Annotated in this window: 20 protein-coding genes; 8 read left to right on the forward strand and 12 right to left on the reverse strand. The window is 64.2% G+C overall.

The features are described 5' to 3' along the window. Positions 1-13 precede the first annotated feature (13 nt). Together Q0687_RS01475 and Q0687_RS01480 are read left to right on the forward strand one after the other, a co-directional pair. On the forward strand, positions 14-1,450 hold the full coding sequence (locus Q0687_RS01475; protein WP_298871258.1) for an MBOAT family protein: 1,437 nt from the start codon (positions 14-16) through the stop codon (positions 1,448-1,450). Next, on the forward strand, positions 1,450-2,553 hold the full coding sequence (locus Q0687_RS01480) for a hypothetical protein (RefSeq protein WP_298871261.1): 1,104 nt from the start codon (positions 1,450-1,452) through the stop codon (positions 2,551-2,553). Before Q0687_RS01475 ends, Q0687_RS01480 begins: the two co-directional genes overlap by 1 nt. 193 nt (positions 2,554-2,746) lie before the next feature. On the opposite strand, the gene Q0687_RS01485 is transcribed toward Q0687_RS01480, so the two are convergent. From Q0687_RS01485 to Q0687_RS01495, 3 genes are all read right to left on the reverse strand, one after another. Continuing rightward, a complete protein-coding gene (locus Q0687_RS01485) occupies positions 2,747-3,934 on the reverse strand; it encodes an aminotransferase class V-fold PLP-dependent enzyme (RefSeq protein WP_298871263.1) in 1,188 nt (395 codons plus the stop codon). A 105-nt stretch (positions 3,935-4,039) separates the two neighbouring features. Beyond that, positions 4,040-4,765 carry a thermonuclease family protein gene (locus Q0687_RS01490; protein ID WP_298871266.1) on the reverse strand — a complete coding sequence of 242 codons (726 nt, stop codon included), beginning with the start codon at positions 4,763-4,765 and terminating at the stop codon, positions 4,040-4,042. Positions 4,766-4,926: 161 nt separating this feature from the next. Beyond that, on the reverse strand, positions 4,927-6,657 hold the full coding sequence (locus tag Q0687_RS01495; RefSeq protein ID WP_298871268.1) for a hypothetical protein: 1,731 nt from the start codon (positions 6,655-6,657) through the stop codon (positions 4,927-4,929). Positions 6,658-7,067: 410 nt separating this feature from the next. On the opposite strand from Q0687_RS01495, the gene Q0687_RS01500 reads away from it, so the two are divergent. Further along, positions 7,068-7,916, forward strand: a complete 849-nt coding sequence (locus Q0687_RS01500; RefSeq protein WP_298871271.1) for a caspase family protein — start codon at positions 7,068-7,070, stop codon at positions 7,914-7,916. Positions 7,917-8,147: 231 nt separating this feature from the next. Here the strand turns inward: Q0687_RS01500 and Q0687_RS01505 are convergent, their stop codons facing one another. After that, entirely contained in the window at positions 8,148-9,038 is an 891-nt protein-coding gene (locus Q0687_RS01505) for an HlyD family efflux transporter periplasmic adaptor subunit (RefSeq protein WP_298871273.1), read from the reverse strand. Between the two features lie 283 nt (positions 9,039-9,321). Here Q0687_RS01505 and Q0687_RS01510 point away from each other — a divergent pair, with 283 nt between their 5' ends. Continuing rightward, positions 9,322-9,933: a PAS domain-containing protein gene (locus Q0687_RS01510; protein WP_298871275.1), complete on the forward strand. Its 612-nt coding sequence runs from the start codon at positions 9,322-9,324 to the stop codon at positions 9,931-9,933. Between the two features lie 7 nt (positions 9,934-9,940). Here the strand turns inward: Q0687_RS01510 and Q0687_RS01515 are convergent, their stop codons facing one another. The 3 genes from Q0687_RS01515 to Q0687_RS01525 all read right to left on the reverse strand — a co-directional run bounded on the left by Q0687_RS01515 (position 9,941) and on the right by Q0687_RS01525 (position 11,562). Then, positions 9,941-10,111 carry a hypothetical protein gene (locus Q0687_RS01515; protein WP_298871278.1) on the reverse strand — a complete coding sequence of 57 codons (171 nt, stop codon included), beginning with the start codon at positions 10,109-10,111 and terminating at the stop codon, positions 9,941-9,943. Positions 10,112-10,184: 73 nt separating this feature from the next. Next, positions 10,185-11,264, reverse strand: coding sequence for a beta-propeller fold lactonase family protein (locus Q0687_RS01520; protein ID WP_298871337.1), 1,080 nt, complete (start codon positions 11,262-11,264; stop codon positions 10,185-10,187). Between the two features lie 160 nt (positions 11,265-11,424). Further along, positions 11,425-11,562: a hypothetical protein gene (locus tag Q0687_RS01525; protein ID WP_298871281.1), complete on the reverse strand. Its 138-nt coding sequence runs from the start codon at positions 11,560-11,562 to the stop codon at positions 11,425-11,427. A gap of 142 nt (positions 11,563-11,704) precedes the next feature. Between Q0687_RS01525 and Q0687_RS01530 the strand changes: the two genes are divergently transcribed. The 3 genes from Q0687_RS01530 (at position 11,705) to Q0687_RS01540 (ending at position 13,216) form a co-directional block, all read left to right on the forward strand. Beyond that, complete coding sequence (locus tag Q0687_RS01530) at positions 11,705-11,896, forward strand: hypothetical protein (protein ID WP_298871283.1); 192 nt, start codon at positions 11,705-11,707, stop codon at positions 11,894-11,896. Between the two features lie 145 nt (positions 11,897-12,041). Beyond that, positions 12,042-12,164 (forward strand): hypothetical protein, encoded by a 123-nt coding sequence (locus tag Q0687_RS01535; RefSeq protein WP_298871286.1) that lies wholly within the window; start codon positions 12,042-12,044, stop codon positions 12,162-12,164. A gap of 203 nt (positions 12,165-12,367) precedes the next feature. Continuing rightward, a complete protein-coding gene (locus Q0687_RS01540; RefSeq protein WP_298871289.1) occupies positions 12,368-13,216 on the forward strand; it encodes a L,D-transpeptidase in 849 nt (282 codons plus the stop codon). A 6-nt stretch (positions 13,217-13,222) separates the two neighbouring features. On the opposite strand, the gene Q0687_RS01545 is transcribed toward Q0687_RS01540, so the two are convergent. From Q0687_RS01545 to Q0687_RS01565, 5 genes are all read right to left on the reverse strand, one after another. Next, positions 13,223-14,920, reverse strand: a complete 1,698-nt coding sequence (locus Q0687_RS01545; protein WP_298871291.1) for a GMC oxidoreductase — start codon at positions 14,918-14,920, stop codon at positions 13,223-13,225. Positions 14,921-15,017: 97 nt separating this feature from the next. Continuing rightward, on the reverse strand, positions 15,018-15,278 hold the full coding sequence (locus tag Q0687_RS01550) for a hypothetical protein (RefSeq protein ID WP_298871294.1): 261 nt from the start codon (positions 15,276-15,278) through the stop codon (positions 15,018-15,020). 90 nt (positions 15,279-15,368) lie between these two features. After that, positions 15,369-15,728 (reverse strand): hypothetical protein, encoded by a 360-nt coding sequence (locus Q0687_RS01555; RefSeq protein ID WP_298871297.1) that lies wholly within the window; start codon positions 15,726-15,728, stop codon positions 15,369-15,371. A 202-nt stretch (positions 15,729-15,930) separates the two neighbouring features. Continuing rightward, on the reverse strand, positions 15,931-18,594 hold the full coding sequence (locus tag Q0687_RS01560) for an EAL domain-containing protein (protein WP_298871300.1): 2,664 nt from the start codon (positions 18,592-18,594) through the stop codon (positions 15,931-15,933). Between the two features lie 135 nt (positions 18,595-18,729). Then, positions 18,730-19,428: a hypothetical protein gene (locus Q0687_RS01565; RefSeq protein WP_298871301.1), complete on the reverse strand. Its 699-nt coding sequence runs from the start codon at positions 19,426-19,428 to the stop codon at positions 18,730-18,732. Positions 19,429-19,606: 178 nt separating this feature from the next. On the opposite strand from Q0687_RS01565, the gene Q0687_RS01570 reads away from it, so the two are divergent. Further along, the gene (locus tag Q0687_RS01570; RefSeq protein WP_298871304.1) at positions 19,607-20,734 is read left to right on the forward strand and encodes a LysM peptidoglycan-binding domain-containing protein; all 1,128 of its coding nucleotides are present in this window, start codon (positions 19,607-19,609) and stop codon (positions 20,732-20,734) included. Positions 20,735-20,777: the final 43 nt, after the last annotated feature.

Raw genomic sequence — 20,777 nt, forward strand, 5'->3', positions numbered from 1 at the left:
CTGGTCCAGCCTGATGCTGTTCAATTCCTACCCGTTCATCCTGCTGTTCCTGCCGCTGGTGCTGGCCGGCTACTTCTGGCTGGGGCGGCGCAGCAATCTGGCCCCGGTGATCTGGCTGGCGCTGGCCTCGCTGGCCTTCTACGCCATCGGCAACTGGCAGTTTGTGGCCTTGCTGCTGCTGTCGATCGCCTTCAATTTTGGCATCGGCCATCTCCTCATCGTGGCAAAGCTCGGGCCCTCGCAACGGAGGGCTGCGCTCGCGCTCGGCGTTGCCGGCGATCTCCTCGTGCTCGGGATCTTCAAATATGCCGGCTTTGCAACCGAGAATATCAACGCGCTGGCCGGCACGCACTTTGCGGTCCACATCCTGTTGCCGGTCGGTATCTCCTTCTACACCTTCACGCAGATTGCGTTCCTGGTGGATGCGTATCGCGGGCAGGTCGCGGCCTACGCGCTGCCGCACTACGCGCTGTTCGTGACCTACTTCCCGCATCTGATCGCGGGTCCGATCCTTCACCACAAGGACATGATCCCGCAATTCGAGCGGGAACAGACGAAACATCCCGACGCACATCTGATCCTGTGCGGTGTCATCATCTTCGCGATCGGGCTGTTCAAGAAAACCTGTCTTGCCGACGGCATCCAGCCGCTGGTCGCGCTCGCCTTCGAGGCGCGTTTCCCGAGCTTCGATCAGGCCTGGCTTGGCGCGCTGGCTTACACCTTCCAGCTCTATTTCGATTTCTCCGGCTATTCCGACATGGCGATCGGCATATCGCTGATGTTCGGCATTTTCCTGCCCGTGAATTTCAACTCGCCTTATAAGGCAACCAGCATCGTCGAGTTCTGGCGTCGCTGGCACATGACGCTGTCGCAGTTCTTGCGCGACTATCTCTACATCCCGCTCGGCGGCAACAGGCGTGGCCGGTTGCTGCGCTACGTCAATCTGCTGATCACGATGCTGCTCGGCGGACTCTGGCACGGCGCGGCCTGGACGTTCGTGGCGTGGGGTGCGCTGCACGGCGCCTATCTCTGCGTCAATCACGCTTTCAATGCGCTGGTGCCGAACATGCCGTCGGCGCTTGCGCGTCCCGCCCGCATTGCGGGAGCCGCGCTGACGTTCCTTGCCGTCGTCGTCGCCTGGGTGTTCTTCCGCGCGCAAAGCGTGGCGTGGGCGCTGCGGGTCCTCCACGCCATGGCGGATCCCTCTGATATCGTGTTCGGCCGCGAGGAGATCGCTGCGATGGTGCTGATCGCCATCTATGCCGCGCTGGTGTGGCTGGCGCCGAACACGCAAGGCATCATGGGCTATGATCACGGCAATCGCCGCGTCGGCGAGACCCTGCGGGCAGGGCGCATGCGGCCGCTGCTGCTCTACGCGGTCTCGCTGGTGCTCGCGTTCGGCATTCTGGGCATCCAGAGCCACAGCGAATTCATCTATTTCCGGTTCTGATGCGCGGGCCTTTCACTCCTCTGAAGCGCCTTCTGCTCGCGAGCATTGTCTGCGTGCTGGGCGCAGCCGCGCTCGTCTATGTCATCGATCCCTTGCAGCTGTTTCGTCCTTCGCGCCTCGCCTTTTATTCCGATGACACCCGCGTACAGAATGCCGGGCTGATCCGCAGCCAGTCGTTCGACACCGTCTTCATGGGCACCTCGCTGGCGATTCACTTCCGCCAGAGCGAGATCGACCGCGTGCTCGGCGTGCATTCGCTGAAGCTGGCGATGACCGGATCCAATTCGCGCCAGCAGAGCTTCGTGCTGGAGCAGGCGATCGATCGCGGCGCCCGACGGGTGATCTGGGAGATGGATGATTTCATCTTCGTCGATGCCGCCGACATCGAGTCCGATCCCTATCTGTCCGTCGACCTCTACCGCAAAACGGCGAAAGGCATCGCGTCCTATCTGTTCAGCGCGGCGATGGCGAAGGAAGCCCTGTTCACGCTGTTGCGCTCGACCCCGCTGCTGGGCGAGCCGCTGACACGGGCGACGCCTTATCTGCCCGTCAAGTTCGCGCTATCAGATGTCGACGACATCTATGCCTTGCCGCGAAATTTCGACGTCGCGCGGGACTACAACGCGAGCAAGGCGCGAGCGTCGTTTGCCTACATCACTGCGCCCTCGCGCAGCCGCTTCCTCGGCGAAGGCTATGGCTATGACGCCATGGTCAGGCATTTCGAGCAGGATGCCGTCGGCCTGATCACGCGCCATCCGGACGTGACGTTCGACATCTACCTGCCGCCATACTCGATCCTGCAATTCGTCGCGATGCGCGATGCCTCGCCCGAGACGTTGAAGATCGTGATGGATCTCACCGCGGTCATTGCGCAGCGCCTGACGCAGCTTCCGAACGTGCGCCTGCACGATTTCCGCGCCATCAAGGCGGTGACGCACGATCTAGCCAATTACGGCGACGTCATCCACCATTCGCCGGTGGTGGATGCGAAGGTGCTGCGGTGGTTGGCGAGTGGGCAATATCGCGTCGACCCGAGCAAGCCGCTCGCGTCGCTGGACGAGCTGAAGGCGCAGGTGCAGGCGTATCGGGTGCCGCAGCCTTAGCCAAACACTCCGCCGTCGTCCCGGACAAGCGAAGCGCAGATCCGGGATCCATAATCACAGGGAGGACTTTGGCGAAGACTCGCAGTGAAAATATCTACGCGCGGTACTGCGATCTCGGGTTTGTCGATAGACCACGCAGTATGGGTCCCGGCGTTCGCCGGGACGACATCGGTGATTGTAGCTGCGCCAGCTCTTACACCGCCACCTGCTCGCCGAGATACGACACCGCGGCTTCGAGCCCGCCCTTGCCGTGCGGGATCTTCAGCGCGTTGAGGCCGACCTCGATGACCCCCAGGGTGCCGAGCAGCATCGGCGCGTTGACATGGCCCATATGGGCGATGCGGAAGGCCTGGCCGGAGAGATCGCCGATGCCGGTGCCGAGCACGACGCCGCATTTCTCCTTGCAATAGCGCTGCAGCACCGCGGGATCGTGGCCGGTGGTCATGGTCACCGTGGTCACGGTGTTGGAGCGCTCATGCGGTTCGGCGACGTTGAAGCCGAGCACCTGGCCCTCGGTCCATGCGCCGACTGCGCGGCGCGTGGCCTCGCCGAGCAGGCTGTGGCGGCGGAAGGCGTTCTCCAGCCCTTCCTCGTGGATCATGTCGATCGCCTTGCGCAGCGCGAACAGCAGATGCACCGGCGCGGTGCCGGCATATTTGCGGTAGTTCTCGGTGCCCTCGCGCTCGCTCCAGCTCCAATAGGGCGTCGACATGTTGGCCTTCTTGTGCACCTCCTGCGCGCGTGCGCCGGCCGCGACGAAGCCGAGGCCGGGCGGCGTCATCAGGCCCTTCTGCGAGCCGGACATCGCGACGTCGACGCCCCATTTGTCCATCTCGAACGGCATGCAGCCGAGCGAGGCCACGGTGTCGACCATGTACAGCGCCGGATGGCCGGCCGCCTTGATCGCCTTGCCGATCGCCTCGATGTCGTTCTGCACGCCGGAGGCCGTATCGATCTGGACGACGACGACGGCCTTGATCTTGTGTTCGGTGTCGCGGCGCAGCCGCTCCTCGACCTCATGCGGCCGCACCGCGCGGCGCCAGTCGCCCTTGAGCACCTCGACTTCGGCGCCCATCAGGGCTGCCGCATTGCCCCAGCCGATCGCGAAGCGTCCGCTCTCCAGCACCAGCACCTTGTCGCCGCGCGACAGCACGTTGCTCAAAGCGGCTTCCCAGGCGCCATGGCCGTTGGCGATGTAGATGTAGGACTTGCCTTTGGTTGCGAACAGACTGGAGATGTCTTGGAGAAGGCTTTCAGTCAGCTCCAGCATCTCCTTGGAGTAGATGTCGATCGCCGGACGATGCATCGCCTGGAGCACCGCGTCGGGCATCGTGGTGGGTCCGGGGATGGCCAGAAATTCCCGGCCCGCGCGAACGGTCATTGCTATCTTCCTTGTGTCGTGAAGACTGTCTGGTGGGTCACTGGCTGGTTGTTCTACGCGGCCAGGCGGCCCGAGAAAAGCGCGCAAAACGCAGGTCTGGGGCTCTCATCGCTTGGTCTCGCGGCAGCCGGCGGCCTCGGCCTCCTCGACCGAGCAGAACCAGCGGGTGCCCTTGCTGATCTTCATCTTGATCTGGGCGTACCAGCGGCTGGTTGGCTGGTGGTAGATGCACTCGCCTGACGAGTTGACGTTGCCCTTGATGGTGCAGTCCGGCGACGGCGCGACCGGGCCGGAGGCCGAGGCGAGCAGCACCGCATGGGCGCCCTCGGGCGGCTTGGTGGCGCCCAGGATCGCGGTCTTCTTGTTGCGCACGCGCCAGTCCCAGGGCGCGATGAAGGCGCCTTGCCACATCCCGGCTTTGGCCTCACGCGCGGCAGCCTCGTCGGGCACGTAGTCCTTGGAGAGGCGGGTATAGGCCAGCGCCCAGCCGCTGCGCACCAGCCATTTCTGGATGTCCTCGCCGCCGACCTCGCAGCGCGCCACGGTGCGGCCACGTCGGTCGATCGAGCGGGCATGGCAGACCCAATTCTTGCCCTCCGCGTGTTTGGCGAGTTCGTCGCGCGCGGCGACGCCGCAGGTCCAGCGTTCGCTCTTGGTGTTGAGGCAGAGCTGATCGAGCGAGGGCGCGTCGATGCCGCCGAGCCGGATCCGCGTCGTGCCGATCAGAACGGAATCGCCGTCGCGGACCTTTGCGGTGCCGGTGATATCGGCGGCCAGCGCCAGCGAGGGCAAGCTGAGCAAAGACAGCGCAATCAGGAATTTTCGTAACATGCCGGTCCGCGTTATCTGGGAACACATTGATAAGCCGCGCAATTGTGGTCGGCTTTGGGCTATCAGGCCAGCATATGCCGAACAAAGAGGCTTTCAACTTCCCGTCATTGGCGGGCGAGTGGCGAGCAGGGAGTGGCGAATAGCGCGCACTGCACCATTGGCTATTCGCCATTCACAATTCGCCTGCGCGCCACCGCCAGTCCCATCAGCACGAACGCCGACGTCACTTCCGGGCCGCCGACCAGGATCCGCGTCGGGGTCTTCATCTTGTTCCATTCATAGGCGCGGAACGGACCGCGGCGGCCGCCTTCGCCGACGGCGCGAGTGATCACGTTCAGCGCCGGCGCGAAGGCGCGCGGGTCTGCACCGAGATGACCGAGCGCGATCAGCGCCAGCGCGGCGTCGAACACGTTCATCTCCGCGGCCATCAGCTCGCCCTTGACGTAGGAGAGCACGCGGTGGCGGATGAAATCGAAATCGCCGTCGGGATCGATCGCTGCCTGCGCTGCCAGCGGCAACGCCAGGAAGGCCGCATAGCAGCGGCCGAAATAGGCGCTGTAGAGCTCCGGCAGATAGTAGATGTGCGAGCGCGGATTGGCGAAAGCGCCGCTCGCAGCGAGGCGCTTCTGGAAGCCGATGATGCGATGCACGGTCGCAAGCCGCGCCGGCGTCTCCAGGATCTTCCAGCGCGCAAGGTTGCGAAAGCTCACCTCGAGAATGTCGAGATTGAGTGTCGGGTCGAGATCGTTGCCGTAGGGACGCTCGCCCCTGAGGTTATCGATCCAGGTCGCGACTCCGCCTTCGTAGTCGATGTTGTCGTTGAGCGGCACCGTCACGCGCGGCTCGTTGACGCCGGCCTGCACCTGGTAGCCCGCGTAGAAATCCAGCAGCGGCTGGTCGATGATCGCATCAAGGCAGCCGGCCTGCGTCGCAGCAGAGATCGAGCACGCCGTGGTGTCACAGTCCGGTACATAGACGCCGAAGCCGAGGTCCTGCTTGATCTGGGCGAAATAGCGCGAGAAGCGCGGATGCGGCGCCGGCGCGAGCGCCGTGATGACATTGAAGCGTGCGCCGTCTGCGCCTTGCACTTCCTCGCGGCTGATATTGACGCAGAAATCGACCATGTCGGCGATGGCGCGCTCGGCCGCGATCTTGTCATCAGGCGAAGCGAGCCCGGTCTCGATGTAGCTCAGCAACGCCTCGATGAAGAAGGCATCGTAATAGGCCGAGCGGTGGCGGATCTGCACCGGCTCCCACATCGGCTCGGCAATCCCGCGCCAGGGCGGATTGACGACGGCGCGCGCGGGCGAGCGCGCAATGAAGACGCGGGCGAGGTTGAACAGCAGCGAGGAGTTCTTGTAGCCCCGCGCATTCAATCCCGTCAGCGCCATGGTCAGCTCGCGCCCGCGGAAATCAGGATCGCCGATCAGGTTAAAGGCGGCATAGGTCGGCAGGAAGCCATGCTTGCCGTAAGAGCCGAGCAGATGCTGTGCGCAATCGCGGATCACGGCGTCGATCTGCGCCGGCGCCGGCATCGCGCCGACGAATGCGGTCGGCGGCGGCTTTGGATGGTCGAGCGCGATGGTGTCGACGAGTTCGGCCACGGGCGCGCCGACCGCGGTCCAGTCGGGCTCGGCATCGTCGCGGGCGCGGACCAGAGCCTCGCGCAGACGGGCCAGTTTCCCTTCGTCGCGCAGCTCGGGCAAGCCGGCCCGCCGCAGCAGCATCCGCAATGCGGGATTGCCGAGCGCGGTCTTGTAAAACTTGGCCAGATGCGGATCGCCGCCGACCGGAATGGACAATACAGGATCGCAGACGTCGTAAAGCGAGGGGCCGTCCTTGCGGGCCGTCAGCGCCCGGCACGCGGCACCTGCGAAATAATGAAAGCTCATGAAATACCTGGTCGCGGGGGACTTATCCGGAGGCAGGTCGATGACCCGCCCCCGCAAGTCGTTGAAAAAGCTACCCGGATTCGCAGGAAATTCAAATGTGACTGACGTCACATAAAAACTCGGCACGAGGGCTGCATGACCGACCTCCGGAAGGCTACGGAGGTACCTGAAAAAGAGGAATCTCACGCGACGAATTAGCAAATATATTCAGTGGCTTATATCTAATTTCGGGCGATCTATTGCCGGGCCGGCGATCTCAGGTTAAAGGTTTGTTTGCTGCGGCGCCGCAAATTGCGCGCAATTCGGGGGCACTCCCCCGGCCGATCCCGCAAACCTAAAGACGCCATCGCGCTACTCAAACAGTGTGCGCGCGCTTGGCAGGTCTTTGGCACTGACAGGAATGAACCGAGATGAATGTAAGGCAGCTCGACATTTCCAGACGTTCGATTGCGCTCGCCGCGGCCCTCATCGGCACGGTGTCGCTGGCGATCGGCGCCCATGCTGCCCTCAACATGCGTTCGCTCGACGCCGCCAAGGCGGTTTCGACCGACCAGATCACTGATACGGTCGGCCAGACCTCGCGTCTCGCGCTCGTCATCGGCAATGGTCATTATCCCGACGCCAGCGCGCCGCTGACGCAGTCGATCAACGACGCGCGCGCGCTCTCCTCCAGCTTGCGCAAGAACGGTTTTGACGTCGACATGGTGGAGGACGCGAGCAAGGACGACATGGTCCGCGCCGTCAACCGCCTGAAGTCGCGTATCAAGCGCGACACCACCGTCCTGCTGTTCTTCGGCGGCTATGGTGTGCAGGCCGGCCGCGAAAGCTACATGCTGCCCGTCGATGCCGTGATCTGGAAGGAAAGCGACGTCCGTCGCCAGGGCGTCTCGATCGAAGGCGTGCTCGAGATGATGAAGGAGAAGGGCGCCAAGGCCAAGCTCGTCGTCGTCGATGCCTCGCGCCGCAATCCTTACGAGCGCCGCTTCCGCTCTTACTCGCACGGCCTCGCGCCGATCGGCACGCCCGACAATGCGCTGATCCTGTCGTCCGCTTCGCCCGGCAAGGTCGTCGACGACGGCAAGGGCGAGCACTCGACGCTGGTCACCGAGCTGCTCAACAACCTCAATGCGCAGGGCACCGCGGAAAGCGTTTTCAACAAGACCCGCGTCGCCATCGCCCGCGCCTCCGAAGGCGATCAGGTCCCGACGGTGTCGTCCTCGCTGCTCGAGGACGTGCATTTCGATCAGGCCGGCGGCTAGTTGATTTGTAGGTTTTGCAAGGTGGATTAGCCCGCGGCTGCGCGAAGCGCAGTCCGCCGGCGTAATCCACCGCTTTTCTCTCAACACGAATAGTCTCGTAGGATGGGCAAAGGCGCAACGCGCCGTGCCCACGATCTTTCCAAGCGTTCGATAGAAGACGTGGGCACGCTTCCGCCGTCGCTCTCTGGATTGCTCCGTCGCAAGAGCTCCTCGCAATGACGGCGGCGAGGCCTACTTCGCCGCTTCAGCAGCCATTACCGGGCGCACCGGATCGCCCTCGCGCAAGAGCGCGCCGGCGCGGGCGACGACGATATCGCCTTCGTTGAGGCCGTCGCGGACCTCGATATTGCCGCCCGACATCAGCCCGATCTCGACGCGCTTGGTCTCGACGCGGTTACGGCGGATCACCTGCACCACGGTGCCCGCGGAGGTATATTGCACCGCTGTCAGCGGCACTGCGACGTTGCAGCTCTGCCCGGTCTTGATCAGCGCGCGGCCGCTCGCGTTGATCAGCAGCCGCTTCTGTGAAGAGATGCCGACATAGACCATGCCCTGCTGGATGTTCGGCTCGACGGTCGGACCGATGCGGCGCACCTTGCCGTCGAGATCGCCGGCACCGGCAATGCGCACGGTCACAGGCTGGCCGACCGCCAGCTTTCGCACGTCGTTGGTCGCGACCAGGCCGACGAGGTCGTATTCGCTGCGCGCCACGATCGTGAACAGCGCCTCCCCCTTGGCCGAGGCGAGGTTGCCGATCTGTGCCGTCGAGGTGGCGATGACGCCCGCCACGGGCGCGGTGACCTGAAGCGTGCCGCCTTCGGGCAGCGCCAGCCGCGCCAGCACCTGGCCGGCCGTCGTGGTGTCGCCGGCCTCGGCCAGCACGTCCGTCACCTTCAGCCCGGGACGCTCGGGCCGCACGGACGTTTCCTCGCGCGCGATGATCGAGCCGGTGGCCTCGACGATGTCGGAGAAGCAGGATTTAGCCGCCTTCAGCACCGTGACCGCCGGTCCCTTGGGGGCATCGTCGTCGGCGGCTCCAGCCGGATATGAGGCGAAAACGAGCACTCCGGCGACGGCTGCGGGACACAGGCTTCGGACGACGGCGCGGGGCAATGGGTGCATTGGAAATTCCACGGGGGCTATGTCTCCAATCGATAGCAGATGGTAGAGTTGCGGACTAGGATAGCGTTGCCCCAAGGCAAGATGCCGGGCCGCCGGCTGCCGCGGCAACGCCTGGATTAGTCGCGGAAATGGAAATGCGGTTCGCCGCCCACCGGCGGGGCGGCGGTGTCGCTGAGGCCGTGGGTGCGGCGATCACGGTCTTCTCATCTGCTGGACCGGCTGTATGGAGCTACAGTCTGGAACAGCGTGGCGTGGCGGTCGCACAGCTCATGGTTGAGGTGGGATGCAACGGTTCGTTTGCGAGCAGAACATCGTTCACTTCGAGCGGCTGCTCAGCGAGACGGCTGACGCAACGGTTCAGCAGACCGTGCGTGGTCTGCTGGCATCGGCGAAGCGTGAGTTGGCGCTGCTGAACTCGGCTGCATCAGGTGCCGATACGACGCCCTTCGAACAGCGCCGGCGCCACCAGACCGACACCGCGACGATCCGGCAGCAATTCCAGCCGGAGTTCGACAGCTCACCGCATCCCTATATGCTGCTGGACCCCGGACCGGGCCTGTCGATTGTCGACATCAACGCTGCCTATGCAGCGGCGACCTTCATCAGCCGGTTCGACGTCGTCGGCCGGTCTCTGTTCGAGATATTCCCTGACAATCCCGACGATCCGCTCGCCGATGGTGTCAGCAATCTCTACAGCAGCCTGAGGATCGTCGGCGAAACCGGACGCGCCCACGCCATGAAGGTGCAGCGCTACGACATCCGGGATCCCGACGGCACTTTCGTCGAGCGCCATTGGCAGCCCATCAACTCGCCGATCCACGACGCTGTGGGCCATCTGGTCTACCTGCTGCACCACGTCGAAGACGTCACTGCCGAGGTCGCACTGCGTCCGTAGCGACCGCTCAGGTTCGGCGGTCGCCCAGCAGCTTGCCGGTGGATCGGTCGATGAAATGCAGACGCATACAGGCCGGACAGGTCACCGGCAGGTGCGTTCGGTCGTCCGGCTCATCGCCGAGCCGATGCTGCACATTCATGCCGGTCTGGGGGCACTTGAAGACAATATGACGGTCCATTGGCGCTGATATGACGCCAGCGCGGACATTGCGAAATTCCGGATGTTTACTTAGGTCGTCCGCCCGATCCCGCTCAGGGCAGGGTTAAGAACTCCACCCAGTTCGGCTTCTTCCCGGTGGGGTAGGATTTCAGCTTGCTGAGCGCGCCGCTGCTCTGGTCGATGGCATAGACCGCCATGCCGCCGGAGAGCTCGCCGACGGCGGCGATGTAGCGGCCGGTCGGATCGATGTTGAAGCCGCGCGGCTGCTTCTCGGTCGGTACGCTGCCGATCGTGGTCAGCTTGCCTGATGATGCGTCGACCTTGTAGGCGGTGAGCGTGTTGGTGGTGCGCTCGGAGGCGTAGAGGAAACGGCCGTCCGGGGTGATGTGGATGTCGGCCGCCCAAGGTTTTCCCGAAAAGCCCTCCGGCAGCGCCGTCGTGCGCTGGATCTCGCTCCATGCGCCACTTTTGGCCTCATAGCTGTAGGCTGCGACGTCGCCGTTCAGCTCATGGACGAGATAGACGAACTTGCCGCCCGGGCTGAACACGAAGTGGCGCGGCCCTGACTTCTCGGGCGTCTTGACCGCTGGCGCATCGCCCGGTGTCAGCGTGCCCGCAGCGGCATCGAATGCAAAGCGCAGCACCTGGTCCGAACCGAGATTGGTCGCGAACACGAAGCGATTATCCGGCGAAGGCAGGAACGCGTGTGCGTTCAGCCCGGTCGGGATCACCTGCTTGGCCTCGCCGACGACCCCATTTGCCCCAAGCGGATTCAGCGCAACCTTGTTGCCGCCATAGGAAGCGCTGAACAGCACCTTGCCGTCGCGGTCGGTGGCGATGTTGGCCATGCTGTCGGCGAGCGGTCCGTTGCCGATATGGCTGAGCTGGCCCGTCTTCTGGTCGATCGCAAAGCTCACCGCCTGGAACGGCTGCGAGCGGACACCGGCGATCAGCACGCGATGATCAGGCGTGATCGCGAGCGGCGTCGAGGCGCCGGGCTTTTCGACGCCGGTGAAGCCGGCGGTCTGCACCGGTGTCATCTCGCCGTTGTCACCGAGCTTGAACACGCTGATGTCGTTGCTGTCGGCATTGCCGATATAGGCGAAGGTGTCGGCCATGCCGGTGCGAGCTCCCAGGACGAGGGCTAGAGCAGTGAAGAGCGTGGTGGCGATCGCAGCGCGGTGTGCGATACGTGTGGGTTTGTTCAAGGGCGTCCTCCTGCCGATGTGGCAATGTCGTTTTTCGGCGGAGGATAGCGGCTCGGGTTTCGTCGCACCAAAATCCAGATGGGATTGATCGATGCCGAAATCGTATCGTTCTCGCAGACCGCCGCTAACGCACCGACGCCGTCAGGTCGCGCGAGGGTAGACGCGGGCCGGTCACATGGTCGGGCGGCCCGAGCACGCTCCACACGGCGACCGCCACGATGGCGGAGGTCAGGATGGTCCAGGCGACGAGTTGCTTCCGCATCAGGCCAAATCCGTCGATCCCGAGATCGGTGCACACTGGCCATCGTGCACCGCAAAAAGCGGCGACCCTATGAACTCGTTCACATCAGAACAGCGCTCGTGCCAAATTCCGAACCATTGCCTTCTGTGTGCATTGACCCGGCATGCCCCGCGAAAACGACCTCGAAGGAAAGCCCGACATGGGCGGTAAGCACGGCGGCCAGGCCGGCCAGCCCAAGTCGCCGTCGCGTCCGCGTGAAGGCGGACACGATGAAGACGTCGTGGCAAAGCGCCACACCGGTCAAGCCGATCAAACCGGCCACAAGGTCTCGCCGACCAACATACGAAAGCGCTAAGCTTCGCCTGCTCTTGTTCTTTCTCTTGCGCAGGCCGCCGGCCCCGTCACGGGATCGCCGGGGAACGGCAGTCTCCTCCCGCCGTTAGCCCGGGCTCGCAGGTGGAAGGACGCCAAAACGAAGGCTGCCAAACGGAGGCTGTAAAGTGTTTTGGATTTATTGGGACACCGCCTGGTCGCTCATCGTCAGTGGCATCATGTTCGCCACCATTGTCACCCATCCCGACGCCGAGTTCGTCGAGGTCCAGGCCGCAAGGCGGGTGAAATGAACGGCATGGCCTGAGGTCGCCAGCCCCTTCAGGATCTGAAGCGCGACGTCGACCGCTTTGTCGGCGATCTCCGGGCGGCCCAGTTGCCGGACGAGAGTTCGGCGTTAACCACCGTTAACGGTTCCGGTCTGGCCGGAAATCGCTTTGAAGTTTCTTAAATTTTGCTGGGTACCTCTCGCTGGTCGCGTGATCCGGGGAGAGACATGGCTAAGCGGGCCAAACGTGGAAAGGCCGAGACCCTCGCACTCCCCATGGCCGGGCGAGTTGCAATCGGCGCGGTAGCCGTCGCCGCGTTGGGGTACGGCTTGCTGTCGCACCAGGAGAGCCTTCAGCCGACCCGGAAGCCGCCCGCGCACCAAGCCCTCGCATCGTCAACGCCCGTCTATGTGGCGACGCCAGTTCACGCATCAGCATCAGCGTCAACTCCGGCTCCAGCTCCAGTTCCGATTCCGATTCCGGCTCCGGCGCCTGTGGTCGAACCGCCTAAAGCCGCTGAAGGCCCCGGCGCATTGGTTCGGCAGGTGGTCGACTACACCAGCCATCAGACGCCGGGCACCGTGATCGTCGATACCAAGAACACATTCCTCTATCTGGTTCTGAACGACACGCAGGCCCTGCGCTACGGCATCGGTGTCGGCCGCGAAGGTTTCACATGGTCCGGCGAACAGACCGTGGCCCGCAAGACGGAATGGCCGGATTGGCGGCCGCCTCCAGAGATGCTCGTGCGTCAGCCTTATCTGCCGCGGTTCATGGCAGGCGGTCCCACCAACCCGCTCGGCGCGCGGGCGATGTATCTCGGCGAGACCGAATTCAGGATCCACGGCACCAACAAGCCCGATACGATCGGCAAGCGGGTCTCGTCCGGCTGCATCCGCCTGACCAATGACGACGTCACCGACCTCTATGAGCGGGTGAAAGTCGGAGCGAAGGTGATCGTGCTTCCGGCAAGCGCTACCCGCCGACCGTCCGACCCGGCATCGTCGTCGAACCGGCCCGCGGCAAACGAGGCACAGATGTCGTCATCCGGCCCGAAGGTCGCCGAGGTCCAGTAGTTCGCATCACTGCATCATCGCGGCGGCGATCTTCTCTGCCGACATCAGCACCGGAAAATTGGTGTTGGCGCACGGCACCACCGGGAAGATCGAGGCGTCGACGACGCGCAAGCCCTGAATGCCCTTGACCCGGCCTTGCGTGTCGACGACGGCCATCGGATCGTCGGCCCGGCCCATGCGACATGAGCAGGAGGCGTGCCACACGCCGATGGTAGCCTTGCGCACGAAGGCTTCGAGTGCCTCGTCGTTGTTGATCACGTCATCGAAGGTGAAGCCCTCGACCACGAAATTGTCGATCAGATAGTGGCGCAGTGCCGCGGGACCGTCCATCATGGTCGCGGCGATCCTGGTCAGGATCTTGTTCGGGGTATTGACCACGCCGATCTTGCGGACCTTGTCGGTATAGGCGGCCGGGAACGGCTTGTCCGTCACCTTCTTCACGATGTCGCTCATCTGGATCGCCGCCATCTTGCGGAAGCCGCTCATCAGGCGGTCGAGGTCGCGACGGTCGGACAACAGATTGAACTCGACGATCGGTTCAGCCGTGGGATCGCGCGAGGCGAGCTTGACCTGCCCGGTCTCGGAATAGGTCTTGTTGACGAAGGTGAGGAGCGAGCCGATCTGCGCGCCGACCGCGTGCCAGGCCGATTTTGAGAGCACGACGACGAACATGTCGCCCTTCGGAACGCCTTCAAGCCCGGACGAGTAGCGCAGCCCGAGCTGCATGTGCCGCCGCGTGTGCTCGTTCATGCGCGCCCCGCGACGGACGAAGGACGACAGCGAAATCGAGGGATGATCCATCAGGCGTTGGCCGACGCCTGCGAGCCCCATCAGCACCGGAATGCCCATGTCCTTGAGATGGCCGACCGGCCCGATGCCGGCGCGCAGGAGATGCGCGGGCGAATGGATCGCGCCCGAGGAGAGAATGATCTCGCGTCCGCGGAATTCCTGCTCGCGTCCATCGATCACGGCCTTCACGCCGACGCATTGCGTGCCTTCGAAGATCAGCTCCCTGACCTGCGTGTTGGTGGAGATCGTGAGGTTGTCGCGCTTGCGGGTGTCGCGATCGAGATAGCCCATCGCGGCCGAGACGCGCTGCTCGGCCTGGTTGGAATGCGTCACCGCGAAATAGCCGTCGACGAACTCGCCGTTCTGGTCCGGCAGATATTGATGGCCGGCCTCCTGGAAAGCATCGGCGAACGCCTGCGAGTGCTTGGTCCAGTGCTCCCTGGGAATTCTCCGCACGGGAATGCGACCGTCCTTGCCGTGATACGGCCCGTCGAAATCGAGATCGCGCTCGACCTTCTTGAAGAAGGGCAGCACGTCATTCCAACTCCAGCCCTCGGCGCCGCGCGTCTGCCACTCGTCATAATCGGTCGGTGCGCCGCGATTGGCCATCTGGCCGTTGATCGACGAGCCGCCGCCCAGCACGCGCGCCTGCTCGTATTTGCGCAAGGGCGGACGGGCTTCGTTCGGATTGTTGTGGCTGACGACCTGGGTCGTGACCTTGAGCTCGGTCCAGTGAAACCGCGGATCGAAATAGGCGGTGCCCGGATAGCTGTCCTTGATTTCGGCCGGCTCGTTGCCTGGTGGGGTGTCCTGTCCGGCTTCGCACAGCAGGACCTTGTTGGCGCTCCTGGCGGAGAGCCGGTGGGCCAGCACGGACCCTGCCGAGCCGCCGCCCACGATGATGTAGTCGTACACGATTGCCGTTTCCCCTTGTTCTTGTGACAAGAGGGTAGCGTGGTTTGAGGCGGAGGTCACGCGCCGGCCCATGCAGCCGGCGAGTTGCGTCAGGACGTTATTGCAGGACCTTGGGCATCACGACGACGACATCCACCTGCTTGTTCAGCACGCGCGATGCGACGGCGGCGATGAGCGGCGAGTAGCTGTCCTCGATGTCGGAGGCGACATCCTCGTTCCTGGCGAAGGCGTAGAGCATCGTGCCCTCGATCTCGTCGAAGCGGATGCCGGCAAAGACGTGATCGAACGCCTCGGCGCCGACAATGCCTGCCATCAGCGCCTGAATGGCCTGGTCCTGAACGCGTGTGAGCTTCATCATGACGATGAGATATGGCAGCGCCGCGCGAATACAAGATGCGGCCCGGCAGCCCGGCAGTATTCGGCCGAGGCCCCGTTGCTCCGATCAATCTCACGTCATGCTGCCGGGCATGAAGCAGCGGATGTTGGCGCGGCCGTTGACATAATAGGGCCAGACGATGGTGCGGCCGACGCGGTTCGGCTCGGTGATGACGGTGTCATTGGGCACGTCGATCCAATCGCCCTGGATCCTGACGCGATAGTGCCCGTCATGCGATTCCCAATCGACGTCGTCGAGCGCCGTGCCGTCGGCGTCCGCACAGCAGGGGCCGCCTCCCTTGCTGTGCAGGCTTTCGAACCAGCCCTTGAGGGGTGAGTTCGCATAGCGGCCGTCGTCGCGCGCCTGTGCGGCAAAGCCGATCAATGCAGCGGTCGCTATGAGTGGGATCATCCTGGAGGTCACGATCGCCATGTCGCCTCGCTCGATGTGGTCACGCGCAACCGATCGCAGGCGGCAGTCGCCTGCGATGCGCGTGATGCAACGTTGACTGGTGCCCGCCGGCCGAAAGTTCCCGGCCGTCTCGGCAGCGCGATAACTGCGAGATGCGAGGTTTGATCCAATTTTTCGGAAAGGCGATGCAGTCATCGCCGCAATGGCAGGTGAGCGGTCGGCCTCAGGCCGCGACCGCCTGTTTCGACAGCAATTGCTTCAGCTTCGCCGCCGGTATGGCCGGGCTGAACAGCCAGCCCTGCATCTGGCTGCATCCGAGCTGCCGCAGCACCTCGCGCTGCGCCTCGGTCTCGACCCCTTCGGCGGTCGTCGCCATGTGGCGGGCGGCGGCCATGTGCACCACGGCCTGCACGATCGGCGAGGAATCCTCGGACTGGCCGATGTCGCTGATGAAGCTGCGGTCGATCTTGATCTTGTCGAAGGGGAAGCGGTGCAGATAGCTCAGCGACGAATAGCCGGTGCCGAAATCGTCGAGCGCGATGCGCACGCCGAGCTCGCGCAGCTGCTGCAGGATGGTCAACGCCTCCTCGTCGTCGCGAATGAGGACGGTCTCGGTGATCTCGAGCTCGAGCCGTCCCGGCGCCAGGCCCGACTCGGCGAGCGCGGAGGCAACTTTCAGCGCCAGTGTCTTGGAGCGGAATTGCACCGGGGAGACGTTGACCGCGATGTGGATGTCGCCGGGCCATGAGGCGGCTTCGGTGCAGGCCTGCCTCAAGACCCATTCGCCGATCTCGCCGATCAGGCCGGTGTCCTCGGCGACTGGAATGAAATCCGCGGGCGAGACCATGCCGCGCTCCGGATGGCGCCAGCGCAGCAGCGCTTCGCAGCCGGTCACGACATTGGCGGAGAGATCGACCAGCGGCTGGTAGTGCACCTCGAATTCGCGGCGAGCCAGCGCCTGGCGCAAATCGAGCTCGAGCTGGCGGCGCTGCCGCGCCTTGGCGTCGTATTCGGGCACGAAGATGCGGAACGTGCCGCGCCCTTCCGACTTCGCCGCATACATTGCGAGATCGGCGCGCTTGAGCAGGTCGTCGATGGCCTCGCCATGGTCGGGCGCGATCGCGATGCCGATGCTGGCATCGGTCGTGATCTCCTGCCCCTTGCAATCGACCGGTGCGCGCAGCGACTTCAGGATCTGTTCGGCCAGTGCAGACAGCTCGGCCTGGTCTGATGTGGCGGCCTTGACGATCGCGAACTCGTCGCCGCCGAGCCGCGCCACCAGGTCGTTGCCGCTAACGCAGGCGCGCAGGCGGTTTGCGACCTGGCGCAGCAATTCGTCGCCGACCTCATGTCCGAGCGAATCGTTGACGCCCTTGAACTCGTCGACATCGATATAGAGGATTGCAAATGGCTTGCCGTGGCTGAGCTCCGCGACGCGGCGTTCCAGATGGCCGCGCATCAGCACGCGGTTGGGCAGGTCGGTCAGCGCATCGTAATGCGCCATATGTGCGATGCGCTCGTCGGCGCGGATGCGCTCGGTGACGTCGTTGTGGGTCGCGAGCCAGCCGCCGGCAGCGCCCGGCTGGTTCTTGATTTCGATCAGGCGGCCATCGGAGGTCTCGACGATGCTGCTCTGCGTCTGTCCGACCTGGCTCAGGATCTTGTCGCAATAGGCGTCGACGTCGCCTTCGAACGAACCGGTTTCGGCGCGATGCTGGATCACGTCGCGGAAATCGACGCCGGGTTTCACCACTGCGGTCGAGAGCCCGTACATGTCGATGTAGCGGCGGTTGCAGACGATGAGCCGCTCGTCCTGGTCGAACATCAAGAGGCCCTGCGTCATCGTGTTCATGGCGGTGTCGAGCCGCTGCTTCTCGAGCGAGACGCGGTTGGTGACCTGGCGGAAGATCAGGAACAGCGTGAGCACGAGCAGGCCGATCGAGACCACGGCCACGGTGACGAAGAACTTGGTCTGCGTGCGCCAGGTTGCCAGCGTCGCGTCCAAGGATTTGGTGGCGACCACGACCAAGGGCTCGCCGGTCAGCATGCGCGAGGCGACGATGCGGTCCTTGCCGTCCACGGGGCTCGCGAGCTGCGTCGTCACGAAGGCACGTTCGAACACGGACCGCTGCGCGGGCGAGCCGGTGCGGTAGTTCTGTCCGATCATGCCGTCGACATGCGGAAAGCGCGCGAGCAGCTGGCCATTCTGGTGATGCATCGCGATCGAGGATTCCTCGCCGAGGCCGGCCGAGGCGAAGAAGGATTCGAGTTGCTCCGGCGTGATCGCCCGTGACACCACGCCAAGGAACTCGCCATGCGGTCCGGACACGCGCCGGCCGAACACGATCGCCGGACCCTTGCCGAACCGGCCGGGCACGACCTCGATCTCTTCCTGCAGGGCCGGGTCGTTCTTGAGCCTGATGAAATAGCCGCGATCGGACACGGAAATATCGGCGACGGGCCAGCGCTTCGACGAATTGATCAGCCGCCCTTCGGAATCGAACACGTTGGCGCCGGCAATGTCGGACCAGCCGCTCGCCTTGGTGCGCAGCACCTCGTGCATGGCGAGCGTCGCCATCTCGCTGCGGAATACCTCGGGGGACTCGATGCCATGGCTTTCGAGTTCGGCGATGATGCTCTTCTGGAGCACCGCGAAATCGGCGAACTCGCGGTCGAAATGGCGGGCCAGCAGACGGACGGAGCTTTCCAGGCTTTCACGGCCGCTCGCGATGGCGTTCTGGCGGAAGCGGTCAACCGTGAGGGCGGTGCCGATGGCCGTCGCCGCCATCAGCACGAAGCCGCCGATAATCAACCACGTCAGCGGCGCGCCCCGCCATTGGCGAAGCAGCACGCGCAGTCGCGCGGTCCATCGGATTGATGCGCCCATCCAACTCTCCCCTGGGATGGATGATGCGCCAAAAACGACAAGACCCCGTTACCATTGAGGGTTAGGGAACTATGAATCGGAACAAAATCAGGGAGTTGGCGCCGCGGCTATGGTGATGACGCTCCAGGGCTACCATCACTCCCGCTTCACTTCCCATTTCAGGGCTTCGGCATTCTTCTTCGCGAAGACATCAGGCACGTCGAACTTCCCGGTCTTGAGATCATACCGACACATCCAGCTCCCCAGTCCCTTCATGACGGTGTTTTTCGGATGCTTGTCGTATTCGCCGCCGAGCCCGATGACGAGGTAGCGGTTGTCGGGCCAGTCCACGCCGAGCCAGCGATAGGCCTCTTCCGTCCCCTTCAGGAGATTGGCCGAGATGTGGAAGTCGAGCTTGGCAAAGTGCTTGGTCTCGGGGCGGCCGTAGAAATAGGCCCAGGCGAGATCGCTGAGGGATTTCCTGGTGGCGCTTACGAAGGCGCCGTTCTCGACATGGTAGAGAAACAGATCCTGCTCGCCCGAGCCGGTCTTCTGCATCCGCACCAGCCATTGCGAATCGTTGGTGAAGCGGAAGCCGGCGCCGTAACCCTGCTCGGGCTTCAGCTCCGTCATCTGGTCGCCCTTGCGCGCCCAGACCTGCCATTTGACGTCCCAATCGCCGGCATCCTTCATATACTGCTCGAGCTTGGTGGTGCCATCAGGCGAGGTGAAGGCGAGATCGGTATCGTCGGTGAGGACGAAGCCCGGCGGTGGGCCGGAGGCGGCAAGCGCCGGGCTTGCTGCGAGCGTCAGGGCAAGCGCCAGCCATGGCGCGGCGCGGCAATATGCGATCATGGGGAAATTCCCTAAAATATATCAGTCGGAAATGGCCGCGAAGCGGCCTCGCTGGTTTGACGCCGATAGGGCCGGCCCGGTTCATCCCTTCGACCGTCTTGCTGCGGCCAGCAAAACGGCGCACTTTGGGCTCGGCTGATTTGCGACCCAGAGATTTTCGATCAAGGTTTGAGGACTGATGATTACCGCTTCCAAGGCCTTCATCGCGTTCTGTCTGCTTGTTGTGGTCGGCACCGTCTTGGTGATCGGCCCGACCGAGCTGCGCCACATGCTGCCGGGCCAGACGAAGACCGAAATGGCCGCGGTCGCCAAGCCCGAAGCGAAGGCGGAGGTGAAGGCCGAGGCCAAGAACGAACCGAAGAACGAACCGAAGATCGGCCCCAAAGTCGAGCCGAAGACCGAGGCCAAGCCGCAGCCGAAAGCTGACGAACAGAAGCTCGCCGCGGTTGCACCCGCGCCGTCCGCCTCGCCTGCAACGGCCGATGCGCCCAAAGATGCGTCCAAGGATGGGTCCAAGGATGCACCCAAGCCAGGCGCGCTCGCCGAGACCCAGAAGCAGGTCGCGGCGCTGGCGGATGTCGCGCCGGCCAAGCCGCAGCCTTCAGTTGCTGACAGTGGTCCCCGTTTCGACGTCGCCCGCGTCGACGATCACGGCGAGGCCGCCGTGATCGCCGGCCAGGCTGCGCCGGGCGCCAAGGTCGAGCTGCTCCGCGACGGCCAGCCGCTCGACAGCGTGGTGGCCGATGCGTCGGGCCAGTTCGTGATGACCCCGCCAAAACTTCCCGCCGGCAGCTATGAGCTGGCACTGCGTGCCAGGGCGCCCGACGGCACCGTCACGCAATCCAGCCGCACCATGCCGGTGACGGTCGCTGAAGCCGCACCGCCGCCGCCGGCGCGTGTCGCGGCTGTCGCGAAGCCCGAGGCAAAGCCGCAAGCAACAAAACCTGACGACAAGTCGGATGTTGTCGCCTCCCTTCCGGCGCCGCGTCTCGCCTCGACACCGGAGCGGTCAGCGGTTCGACCGCGCATGATGGGAACGCCGAAGCCGAAGTCGATGGCGAGGGTGCCGGCGGCAACTGCGACCGTCGCAGCCGCCTCGCCGGCGGACGTGCTCGGCGCGAGCCCGGCGGAAGCAGGCGGCAGCCGCGTGGTCTCACGCGGCGACAGCCTCTGGGCGCTGAGCCGTCTCGCCTATGGCGACGGCGCCCGCTACGCGGTGATCTTCAATGCCAACCGCGAAAAGATCCGCAATCCGAATCTGATCTATCCCGGCCAGACCGTCGTGGTGCCGCAAAAGGCGCAGTAGGGCGCGGCGGTCGATCGTCTCCCTCGCCCCGTTCTTACGGGGA

The sequence above is a fragment of the uncultured Bradyrhizobium sp. genome, assembly GCF_936928535.1.
In the GTDB taxonomy this organism is placed as follows: Bacteria; Pseudomonadota; Alphaproteobacteria; order Rhizobiales; family Xanthobacteraceae; genus Bradyrhizobium.